Source organism: Pseudoalteromonas sp. ESRF-bin5 (genome assembly GCF_002632075.1).
Taxonomy (GTDB): Bacteria; Pseudomonadota; Gammaproteobacteria; order Enterobacterales; family Alteromonadaceae; genus Pseudoalteromonas; species Pseudoalteromonas marina.
In genome coordinates, this window is sequence record NZ_NTLW01000244.1 from 1 (window position 1) to 10,399 (window position 10,399).

Consider the following 10,399-nt stretch of genomic DNA (forward strand, 5'->3'; position numbering starts at 1 on the left):
TCTACTGTTGATATGAACCGTGATGGTGTTATTTCAGTACCCGAGCAGAATGTTGTCGGTATTGATCATGCTAACTCAAGCCCAGTAAATTACGACTGGAGCTACTCGTCTTACTCAATTGGTGCCAACTACCAAATAGACCCTAGCCTTGCAACATTTGCGCGTATCAGTAAAGGCGGACGTGCAAACGCTGATCGTCTTTTATTTGGTAAAGTACGCTCAGATGGCTCAGTAGCTGATGAAGATGCAGTTGATGAAGTAAACCAATTTGAGTTTGGTGTTAAAAAACGTTTTGACTCGCTATCGGTATTCGCAACAGCGTTCTACGCAGAAACTGAAGAACAAAACTTTGAAGCAACATCACAAAAGTTCTTCGACCGTGAATACGAAGCCAAAGGTATTGAGATTGAATCAACGTACTTCATGGATGCGTGGGATTTTCGTGGTAACTTGACGTGGACTGATGCTGAAATTGCTAAAGATGCACTATCTCCTGACGTTGTAGGTAACACACCACGCCGTCAAGCGGATTTAATTTACTCACTAATGGCTCGCTACAGCTATGAGAAAGGGGCAGCAGGTCTGAGCTTTATTGGTACAACTGACGCTTACGCTCAAGATAATAACGACCTTAAATTCGATGGTTACACACAGGTAAATGGCTTTGTAAGCTACGACCTATCTGAAAACCTTAGCCTAGCACTGAATGTAAATAACCTATTTGATACAGTAGGTATTACAGAAGCAGAGGAAGGCTCTGTACCAGCAAACGATATTATACGCGCACGTACAATTAATGGCCGTACAACATCACTAACGCTTAAATACGCGTTTAACTAACCGAGTCTGAGTGTGTTGAGCGCTGAAATGCAGTTTTATTTCAGCGCTTTATTCCCTACTCAACTTAAATTTTATTACTCTCCCTTACATTTAACCTAGCCTTGCTAGGTTTTTTAGGATTTATAACATGACCAAATTACTAAGCCTTGGCGAGCTGCTTATTGATATGTTGCCACAAGACTCACACAACACAGCGTATTTACCTATTCCTGGTGGCGCACCTGCAAACGTAGCAGTAGGCTATGCAAAGTTAGGTGGTAGCGCTGCATTTTGTGGTGGTATGGGTGATGATTACTTTGCCAAACAACTTACCGACGCGTTAAAGCAATATAATGTCGGCACCGAGTATTTATTTACTATAAAAAATGCGCAAACAGCGATGGTTATTGTCAGCTTAGATGAAACTGGCGAACGCAGCTTTAATTTTTACCGCCATAACACCGCCGACCTACTCCTTGCTCCTGAACATTTGCAGCAAATTCAGTGGGATGAAATAAGTACCCTACACTTTTGCTCAAATACGCTAACAAGTATTGCCATTGCAAACACAACATTGAGCGCTTTAAAACAAGCAAAAATTCATAATAAACTTGTTAGCTTTGACGTAAATTTACGATACAGCCTTTGGCATAATATTCGTGATATTGAGCCTAATGTGCGTGCCTGCTACGCCCATTGCGACATTATAAAACTATCACGTGATGAGTTAAATTTTTTAGCGGAACAAACCCGTCAATCAGGTGATGAATATTTACAATCGCTATTAGAGTTAGGCGTTAGTTTAATTTTCTTAACCGATGGACCCGAGCCTGCCACCGTTTACCATAAAACGTTTAACGTAAGTGAAGCTGCACCGATTATTAATGCAATAGATACAACCAGTGCCGGAGACGCGTTTATTGCAGGTGTGTTATATCATTTAAATCATTACAACGAGACGCTATTACCAAGCGACAAACTCAATAATAAACAAGTAATTAAAGACGCATTAAGTTTCGGCCTTCGCTGTGGCTCAAAAGCCTGTTTATCAAAGGGTGCTTTTCCTGCATTGCCCGTTTTAGACGATGTACTTTGAGCTAACACACCCTGCAACATTTTAAAAATTAATCTAAAAAAGCCCCTGTAGATAAATACCTACAGGGGCTTTTTTAACTATTGTTAATCTGAGTGCTATAAAGCAAGCTCTTCTTTAGCGCGCGTTAAGTTATGCGATACCATATCGTTGTTAGATAGTTGTTTTGCTTCGTATAGGTCAGCAAGGCCGGCCGTTTCGTTTTTAGCTTTTAGGCGCGCTACACCACGATTGCTTAATGCAAATGATGTAAGCTGACGAACTTTAAATTTAGGGGCATCGGCATCTTGTAATAGTGCAATTGCTTTAGTACAAATTTGTTCTGCTTCAGCATAGTTTTTTGACTTAACATTAAGTGCACAGCTATTAAAAGATTGCTCAAGTGGCTGCGGCGCGATTTGCGCTTCAATAACCATTAATTTGTAATCACTTTGATCAGCCATTGCAGCAGCTGAACATGTTAATAGTGAGCCAAGAGCGATAGTTTTGATAAGTGTTTTCATGGTCATAATCCTGTTAAGTTAAGTCGTGCTTGTTGCCGACAACTGAACTTTAGAGGATCCCTATAAAACCGACAAACGATAAAAACAAAACTAATAAGTGAAGAAATCTAACCTATAGACTTTAGTCTAATAACACTAGCCTAAACCCAAAATAATAGGCCCATTTAAAACTAGTGTTCAAGCCAATCAATTGCCGCAGTGGCATTTTCAAAGTAAGCCATTTCACCACAAATAATACGATTTCCAATGTTTGCAGCGGTTGCTTGCCATGTTTTATTACCGTAAATAGCCACTTTACTTAGCGCTTTATTATGCTTTATCCCTAAATTCAAATCGTCTAATATCGATTTAAAACCCACGCCCTTTAACTCAATGCCGTCTATAAATAAATTAATAATCGGGTTGTTTACCTTTAAAAGCGCGGCTTCAATTTTAGGGGTAATTGCATTGTAATCAGTGTGCTTTAAATTACCCACAGCCTTTAACGTTATAAAAATTTCGCGTCCAGCGCCTTCTATATCAAGTGTTAAACTAGGAATTAAATTTGCCATTACATTTGCTCATTCTTATAGTAAGTTTTGAGCATAAAGCACTTTATATTAATCAATGATGAAGCAAATCAACAAAACCGTATTTAAGCTGAGCTTAAGTTAGTTAAGCTTGCTGCACTCGTGCAATTTGGTTATCTACATCGTTTAAATGCCCTTCTTTAACCCATAACTTAGCACCCATCTTGCCTGCTTTTGCTAAAACATTAGAATTTACAGGCGTACGCAACCAGCTACTTTTTTCAAGCAAATCTTGCCCTTCTATTACGGCGCCTTCTATTACTAACAACTCAGCTCCGCACTCAGCATCTAAAACAAACTGCGCATTAGGCGCTAAATGAATTAAGCTAACTTCCTCAAACTCATCTTTGTATAAAGGTGTTACCGCAACCCCTTGTTGTTTTGAGTGTTCAACGCTTCCCATAAAGTGAGTTTGCAACCGAACGTGTGTTCTATCCTGTGGCTGAAACTGCCAAAGCTTAACAAAAATAATACATCCCTCTTTTGAACCCGGCTTATGTTGTGATTGCGGCGGGTTTCTAATGTACGAGCCAGCAGGAAAATCGCCATGTTCATCCTCAAAAACACCTTCTAACACAACAAACTCTTCCCCGCCGGTATGAACATGTGGCGAAAACTCACTACCTGGTGCATAACGAACAATACTCGTTGCACGCGCAACCTCATCGCCTATGCGATCAAGAGGTCGCCTATCAACGCCTGCCATAGGCGATTTTACCCACGGTAATGTATTACTGTTCACCACTATACGCTGACTAAAATCGGCTGCTATTTTCATGCTTGCCCCTTAAATTTTTGTTTTGCCAATGAAACTCAATATACCGAGTTTAATTGGCCTATTGAACCCACTTTTACTTATAAGCCCGCTACGCTTGGTCGAGCTGCAACTGCTTTTTGCCACGCTAGCAAATGAGTTAAATGACTCGGTAGCGCAATGTTGGCAAACCCAGCAAACACTAATCCAGCATAAAGAGTTATATCGGCAATGCTAAAATTATCGCCCGCAACAAACCTTGATTTAGCAAGTATATCGTTAAAATAATTTAAGTTAGTACGCGCCTTTTCACCTTGCTTTTCGCCCCATGCAATATTTTGATATGTTTCAAGCTCTGGGCCTAATCCATCAGTAGCATGATGAAAATACGTTGCAACAGCATCAAGTACCATAGACTCAGCACGTTTTTGCATCATATTTATTACTGCGCGCTCTTTTGCCGAAATGCCCATCAATGATGGTCCTGTAAAAGCAGCATCAATATATTCAGTAATTGCTGTGCATTCTGATATAAATGTTCCGTCATCAAGCTCTAATACTGGCACACCAGCTAATGGGTTTTTAGCTATAAAAGCCTCTGTCCGGTGTTCACCATTAAGCAAGTCAACCGCAATAAATTCAACTTCAGTTGTCGCATTTTTTTCTGCTAGCGCAATACGAATGCGAAGCGGGTTTGGAAAGTTTTCTACATCATAAATTTTCATTGAGTGTGACCTTTTTTAATTTAACTACCTACTGATAGGTATTTATATTCTTTATACCAAACTAAGTCAAACTTTAAAATAACTACATAAGCAGAGTAGTTGCTAACCGCATGAAACTTAATATTTTATTTATAAAAATAATAAGGCTTGAAAATAACTACCTACTGGTCGATAATTTTATGGTCAACAATAGGATGAAGATGTATGAGCAAAAAAGAGGCCCTACTCAAAGCGGCAGAGAATAAAGTACGCCTAGGCGGATACAGCAATTTTAGCTTTAGAGAACTTGCTAACGAAGTAGGTATAAAAAGCGCCAGTGTACATTATCACTTCCCAACTAAAGCCGACTTAGGCGCAGAGCTTGCACATCAATATACTGATGCGTTTTTGCTTTCATTAGGGGAACCCGCTGAGTTAAAAGCGCAAGGAAAAAATCCTATCGACTTTTATACGTCGCTATTTAGGGGCGCATTGGTGACCGATAAAAAAATGTGCTTATGCGGTTTACTTGGCGCCGAGAGTGACAGCTTACCTGAAAAAGTACGTGAAGAAGTAAAGCGCTTTTTCACTCAAAATTTAACCTGGCTAAGCGCAGCGCATTCGGTCAACGGTGAAATAAACCCACAAAAAGCAGCTATTCAAACGGTAAGTATGCTTGAGGGTGCGATGATGATCAGTAAAACACTCGACGATCACAGCTACTTTGATTTAGCAACGCGAGACAGTATTTAACCAGACGATTTGACGAATAAAAAAGCGAGCTTAATTAGCTCGCTTTTTAGTTTTACACGGAAATAATTTAAACTGCTGGGCTCGCTTTATGCTTAGCATGCACGATGGCAAGTATGATCAGGCCAACCACCGCGACCCCTGCACCTATGGGTTTACCTAAATCGCTCGATAAGTTAAAGCCAATTGCAGCTGTTGTGATATACGACAAGGTCACAGCCGTTGCAATAACCGCAGGTATACTTGCAATCCAATGAAAGGTGCCACGGTCAAACAAATACTTAGTAGCAAGCCATAGTACACTGGTAGAAAGCAACATATTTGAAAACGCAAAGTAACGCCAAATTAATGAAAAATCCAACTTGGTCATAAAGTAAGCAATAGTTAGAATAGGTAAAGCCAACAACAGGCGATTACGTATACTTTGCGGAATATTAAAGGCATCAACTACCGTTAAGCGCAGTGAACGAAATGCGGTGTCGCCTGAGGTAATAGGGAAAACAGCAACCGCAATAATTGCCATAATACCGCCAAATACACCTAAGTAACTATTTGCAATATGGTTTACAACTAAGCCTGGACCACCTTGATCAAGCATTGCTTTTAAACCAGCATAACCTTCAGGGAAAGCCGCAATACCAGCCAATGCCCAAACACAACCAACAATGCCTTCACACATCATGGCACCGTAGTACACCGGGCGTACATATTTTTCGTTTGTTAAGCAACGAGCAATAATAGGCGCTTGCGTTGAATGAAAACCACTAATAGCACCACAGGTAATGGTTATGAATAATAGGGGCCAAGTTGGTAACCCGTCGGGGTTTGGTGCTAAAAAGTCATGCGCGTGATCGGCTTCAAAATACGCCAAAAAGTCGCCAGCAACCGGTAAATGTGGCGCGTTAATAAGTAACGACACGGCAACAGCGACTGTCATAACAATCATTAACAAACCAAAAATAGGGTAAAAACGTGTAATGATCTTATCAATTGGTAGCAGCGTCGCTAAAAAGTAATAAGCCAAAATAGCCAATACCCAAAAAGTATTATTGGCTAAAAATGTACCTTCAAATAAATTTAAGTTACTAAGTAAACCCGCTGGGCTCATTATGAATACTACACCAACAAAAAATAACAGCATTGCGGTGAAAATAAGCATAAAGCCTTTAAATACAACATTGTAATAGTGACCAGCTATTTCAGGTAAGCTTTTACCGTCTTCTTTTATACTCATTACACCTGAGAAAAAGTCGTGAACAGCGCCACCTAATACATTTCCTAACACAATCCATACGAGCGCAACCGGACCATATAAAGCGCCCAGTATAGGGCCAAAAATTGGACCCACACCCGCAATATTTAAAAATTGAATTAAAAAAGCACGAACAGGGTGAATAGCCACGTAATCAACACCTTCACTAAAGCGTTTTTGTGGTGTATCAACCGTTGAATCCATGCCTGCTTGTTTTTCTACAAATGGGCTATAAAACTTATATCCCAGAATTAATATGGTGAGGCAAATAAAAAAGATAATCATAAAGCACGTTTCTCTTTTGTATGGGTATTTAGAAGCGCAGTGTGTATCGCTTCGCATAAATGTGACTTAATAACTTTGGAACAATATCAAAGCTATTTATTACAAACAATTAGACGTTTAGCTAATACCTTAGTCGCAATCGTTCATGATTTGTTCACTTTATGAAGTAATTTGATAACTCGTTTAGAAACCTGACGAATACCGCTGTCTAAACGTTCAAAATGTATGTTTACCACACTATTTTTAGGCAAAAAAAAGCGGCTAAGCATATTGCTTAAGCCGCTTTCAACACACAATTTTTTTAAAGAGGACGCATAAATTCGTTAATTTTTTCATGAGTCAATGTAGGTGTAGCACCTGCACTTTCTGCAACCATAGCCCCTATCGCACAGGCAAAATCAACCGCATACTGAGCACAATCGCTGCTACATAACTGATATATCAATGAACCTAAGAATGAATCCCCAGCGCCCACTGTGTCTACAACACTAATTAAATAGCCTGAATTATAATAATTTTGGCCCTTAACAGTTAACAGTGCGCCGTGACTGCCTTTGGTTACACATAAATATTCAGTGTTAGTTTGCTCTGCAATAAATGCTAGGTTTTGCTCAAGCGAATGGAACTTACACCCCATTGCTTTGGCAATTTCGTAAAGCTCTTCATCGTTTAACTTGATAAAATCTGCTTTATTCATTAAATCTACTAGCGTGTCTAATGTGTAATGCGGGGCGCGTAAATTTACGTCAAACACTTTAAAGTTAGCTACATCAACTAGCTGGTTTAGCGTAGCAAGTGAAGCTTCACTGCGGCCAATTAGGCTGCCAAATACAAATACATCACTGGCTTTTACTTTTTCAATAAGTGAATCAGTAAGAGTAATGTTGTCCCATGCCGTATCAGCGACTATTTCGTAGCTGGCTGAACCACTTTTGTCTAAAGTAACTTGTACGGTGCTGGTCTTTTTGTCGTTATTAACGGCAATATAATCGCAACTAACGCCTTTTGCTTTAATTTCGCCAAGAAGCTCAGTACCTAATTCATCGTTACCTACTGCGCTTATCATGTCGGCTTTAATACCTAATGAGTTAATGCGCACACACATGTTTAATGGTGCACCACCTAAGCGTTTACCTGTTGCAAAACAATCCCATAGCACTTCGCCAAAACAACTTACGCTTACGTCTTTACCTTGTTTAGAATCAATTAAAATGCTCATTATTAGTTACCTTTAGGCTCAAGCACGTTTTTCATAATTGCTTTTATTTTGCTTGCTGGTGCGTATAACGCGTCTACATTGTTTTTGTAGTGAGACGTAAAGGCGCTTTGCGTGTTTAAATCGCCAAATAAGCTTGTTAGCGATAAAAATGCAAGGTTATCAGTCGTCGTTTTAGCAGCAGCTTCATGAAGCTCGCTTTGCATTGCATCAATGACTTCAAGCGTATTGCCTTGCTCATCTTCCCCTTTGTCGCTATAAAAACACCATGCAGCAATAACGAGTGTAGCTAGTGATACATCTCGCCCTTGCGCTAGGTTTTCGTTAATAGTGGCAATTAAAAACTTAGGTAGTTTAGCTGCACTCTCCGAACAAATACGCGATAAGCTGTCTTTAATATTAGGGTTTGCAAAACGCTCAATAAGTGTGTCTTTGTAGATTTCAAGATCAATGCCTTCTAATTGCTCTAGGTTAGGCGTTACTTCTTTATCCATAAACGCACGTAAGTACTTTGCAAATAAGGGATCTGATACTGTTTCGTCAATTGTGCCATAGCCATGTACAGATCCCAGTAAACCCAGTACTGAGTGGCCTGCATTTAATAAGCGAATTTTCATGGTTTCAAAAGGGGTTACATCTTTTACAAATTGAGCACCAGCGTTATCCCAATTTGGCCGCCCGTCACAAAATGAATCTTCAATTACCCATTGTGTAAACGATTCACACGTTATTGGCCATTCATCGCTAACACCGTAAGCATCAACAACGTATTCAATATCACTTTGTTTAGATACTGGCGTAATTCGGTCTACCATAGCATTGGGAAACATTACATTAGCAGCAATCCATTCACTTAATGCTGCATCTTGCTCTGCGGCAAAAGCGAGTAACATTTTGCGCGTTACATTGCCATTATGTTGAATGTTATCGCAAGACTGTACTGTAAACGCATTAAGGCCTTGTTCTTTACGTAGCTTCAACGCAGCTGCTATATATCCAAATGCAGTAATAGGATCGTTTGGATTATTAATGTCATTAATTATGTCTGGGTTTGCATAATCAAACTCACCCGTTACTGGGTTAAAGTTGTATCCGCCTTCAGTAATAGTTAAAGACACAATTTTAGTATCAGGGTGTGCGAGCTTATTAATAACAGCTTGTTTGTTTTCAGGCGCAAACAAAAAATCAATCATAGAACCTATAACGGTATTGTCTATTGTCCCATTTGGGTGTCTTACCGTTAATGTGTAAAGGTAGTCTTGCTGCTTTAATACATCGCGAAGTACACGATTTGCTTCAAGCAAGCCTACACCACAAATACCCCATTGCTCAGAACCTGGCGTTTTTAATAACTCATTAATATACATGGCTTGGTGAGCACGGTGAAAACCGCCAACGCCAATGTGAACTATACCTGCTTTTACTTTTCTGCGGTCGTAGCTAGGGGTGTCTACATGGCTTGGCATATATGCCAAGCTTTGTTGGTTTAGCCCTTTAACAAGGGCATTAGTGTGATGTTGTGTCATGGTGCGGCCTTACTAAAACAAAAATTAAAAAACGTGTAAATTACAATGCAGCATTGAGCGCTTTATGGCGTTTTAATGACCAATAAGCGGTAACAAAATAGATAACCGTACAGATGAAACACGCTATCTCAAACTGCAATTTGTTTGCGCTATATATGCTCATTGTGTCGCTAAAAAACATGACTTGGCTTGCAAATATACAAATAATGACAAGTGAAATAGTCGAAACCGCATTAAGCACTTTAGTAAACATGGAACCATCAACTACAGGTTTTGGAATGTCTTTCGCCTGCGCTGCTTGATACGCTTTAATATCACGTTGCTCTTGTTCCTCGGCAGCTATATGTTGTTTGTAGTCTTCACCAGCGCCATACTTTTTCGCTAACAGCGTGTAAACAACAATGGTAAAAAACCAGGTAGGTATAAATAAGTAATAAAACGACATAACATCTAGCGCATTTAAACCAAAGCCAAACACTAACGCTAACGCCCAAGAAGCAATGGCCGGCACACTTCGAGTTCTGTTTTTGTATTTAGCCCAGTAGCGCGTTAAGCCAATTTTAGGAAATAATACATGCTCGGCAAATACAATCGCCCCAACAGGCACAACCAATAAGCCAGCGTAAGTAAGTAAAGGTAGCATTTGAGAAAATACGAACGGGAAACATGCAATAACTACGGTCACAATCCCTACAATAGCGGTTGTGCGCTCACGAGAGTGGTTTACAAAAATAGATTGCGCCGCAAGCCCCGCACGATAAAGGTTTGCGTTAGCAGTAGTCCAACCGGCAATAATTACAATAACAAACCCAGTCCAACCTAATGCGTGGTAAGCCACATCGCCCGGATCGAGTGATGAAATAGTTGTTTTAAGTAATACCGCAACACCTGCACCCATAATACCGGCAGAGATCCACGCTAAGTAATG

Annotated in this window: 11 protein-coding genes; 3 read left to right on the forward strand and 8 right to left on the reverse strand. The window is 39.9% G+C overall.

Annotated elements, in window-relative coordinates; genetic code table 11:
* Together BCG07_RS15165 and BCG07_RS15170 are read left to right on the forward strand one after the other, a co-directional pair.
* A partial coding sequence (locus BCG07_RS15165) for a TonB-dependent receptor (protein ID WP_286890936.1) occupies nt 1-840 on the forward strand: 840 nt, incomplete at its 5' end.
* A gap of 127 nt (nt 841-967) precedes the next feature.
* Nucleotides 968-1,915: a carbohydrate kinase family protein gene (locus tag BCG07_RS15170; protein WP_243533864.1), complete on the forward strand. Its 948-nt coding sequence runs from the start codon at nt 968-970 to the stop codon at nt 1,913-1,915.
* A 95-nt stretch (nt 1,916-2,010) separates the two neighbouring features.
* On the opposite strand, the gene BCG07_RS15175 is transcribed toward BCG07_RS15170, so the two are convergent.
* The 4 genes from BCG07_RS15175 to BCG07_RS15190 form a co-directional block, all read right to left on the reverse strand.
* Nucleotides 2,011-2,415: a hypothetical protein gene (locus BCG07_RS15175; RefSeq protein ID WP_243533862.1), complete on the reverse strand. Its 405-nt coding sequence runs from the start codon at nt 2,413-2,415 to the stop codon at nt 2,011-2,013.
* A gap of 170 nt (nt 2,416-2,585) precedes the next feature.
* A complete protein-coding gene (locus BCG07_RS15180) occupies nt 2,586-2,966 on the reverse strand; it encodes a SpoIIAA family protein (protein ID WP_243533860.1) in 381 nt (126 codons plus the stop codon).
* 103 nt (nt 2,967-3,069) lie between these two features.
* On the reverse strand, nt 3,070-3,762 hold the full coding sequence (locus BCG07_RS15185) for a cupin domain-containing protein (protein WP_286890939.1): 693 nt from the start codon (nt 3,760-3,762) through the stop codon (nt 3,070-3,072).
* Nucleotides 3,763-3,839: 77 nt separating this feature from the next.
* On the reverse strand, nt 3,840-4,463 hold the full coding sequence (locus BCG07_RS15190; protein WP_008128566.1) for a glutathione S-transferase family protein: 624 nt from the start codon (nt 4,461-4,463) through the stop codon (nt 3,840-3,842).
* Nucleotides 4,464-4,667: 204 nt separating this feature from the next.
* On the opposite strand from BCG07_RS15190, the gene BCG07_RS15195 reads away from it, so the two are divergent.
* Nucleotides 4,668-5,195: a TetR/AcrR family transcriptional regulator gene (locus tag BCG07_RS15195; protein ID WP_008128564.1), complete on the forward strand. Its 528-nt coding sequence runs from the start codon at nt 4,668-4,670 to the stop codon at nt 5,193-5,195.
* Between the two features lie 67 nt (nt 5,196-5,262).
* Here the strand turns inward: BCG07_RS15195 and BCG07_RS15200 are convergent, their stop codons facing one another.
* The 4 genes from BCG07_RS15200 to BCG07_RS15215 all read right to left on the reverse strand — a co-directional run.
* Nucleotides 5,263-6,729 carry a carbon starvation CstA family protein gene (locus BCG07_RS15200; protein ID WP_006792628.1) on the reverse strand — a complete coding sequence of 489 codons (1,467 nt, stop codon included), beginning with the start codon at nt 6,727-6,729 and terminating at the stop codon, nt 5,263-5,265.
* Between the two features lie 301 nt (nt 6,730-7,030).
* Complete coding sequence (locus tag BCG07_RS15205) at nt 7,031-7,948, reverse strand: carbohydrate kinase family protein (RefSeq protein WP_008128560.1); 918 nt, start codon at nt 7,946-7,948, stop codon at nt 7,031-7,033.
* A gap of 2 nt (nt 7,949-7,950) precedes the next feature.
* Nucleotides 7,951-9,471 carry a mannitol dehydrogenase family protein gene (locus BCG07_RS15210; RefSeq protein ID WP_138739549.1) on the reverse strand — a complete coding sequence of 507 codons (1,521 nt, stop codon included), beginning with the start codon at nt 9,469-9,471 and terminating at the stop codon, nt 7,951-7,953.
* Between the two features lie 40 nt (nt 9,472-9,511).
* Nucleotides 9,512-10,399 (reverse strand): purine-cytosine permease family protein (locus BCG07_RS15215; RefSeq protein WP_502694077.1); only part of this gene is annotated, 888 nt, incomplete at its 5' end.

What these genes read in the sequence shown, in the direction of transcription:
- BCG07_RS15170 (WP_243533864.1), top strand. Translation starts at nt 968, where the DNA reads ATGACCAAATTACTAAGCCTTGGCGAGCTGCTTATTGATATGTTGCCA.
- BCG07_RS15175 (WP_243533862.1), bottom strand. Translation starts at nt 2,415, where the DNA reads ATGAAAACACTTATCAAAACTATCGCTCTTGGCTCACTATTAACATGT.
- BCG07_RS15180 (WP_243533860.1), bottom strand. Translation starts at nt 2,966, where the DNA reads ATGGCAAATTTAATTCCTAGTTTAACACTTGATATAGAAGGCGCTGGA.
- BCG07_RS15185 (WP_286890939.1), bottom strand. Translation starts at nt 3,762, where the DNA reads ATGAAAATAGCAGCCGATTTTAGTCAGCGTATAGTGGTGAACAGTAAT.
- BCG07_RS15190 (WP_008128566.1), bottom strand. Translation starts at nt 4,463, where the DNA reads ATGAAAATTTATGATGTAGAAAACTTTCCAAACCCGCTTCGCATTCGT.
- BCG07_RS15195 (WP_008128564.1), top strand. Translation starts at nt 4,668, where the DNA reads ATGAGCAAAAAAGAGGCCCTACTCAAAGCGGCAGAGAATAAAGTACGC.
- BCG07_RS15200 (WP_006792628.1), bottom strand. Translation starts at nt 6,729, where the DNA reads ATGATTATCTTTTTTATTTGCCTCACCATATTAATTCTGGGATATAAG.
- BCG07_RS15205 (WP_008128560.1), bottom strand. Translation starts at nt 7,948, where the DNA reads ATGAGCATTTTAATTGATTCTAAACAAGGTAAAGACGTAAGCGTAAGT.
- BCG07_RS15210 (WP_138739549.1), bottom strand. Translation starts at nt 9,471, where the DNA reads ATGACACAACATCACACTAATGCCCTTGTTAAAGGGCTAAACCAACAA.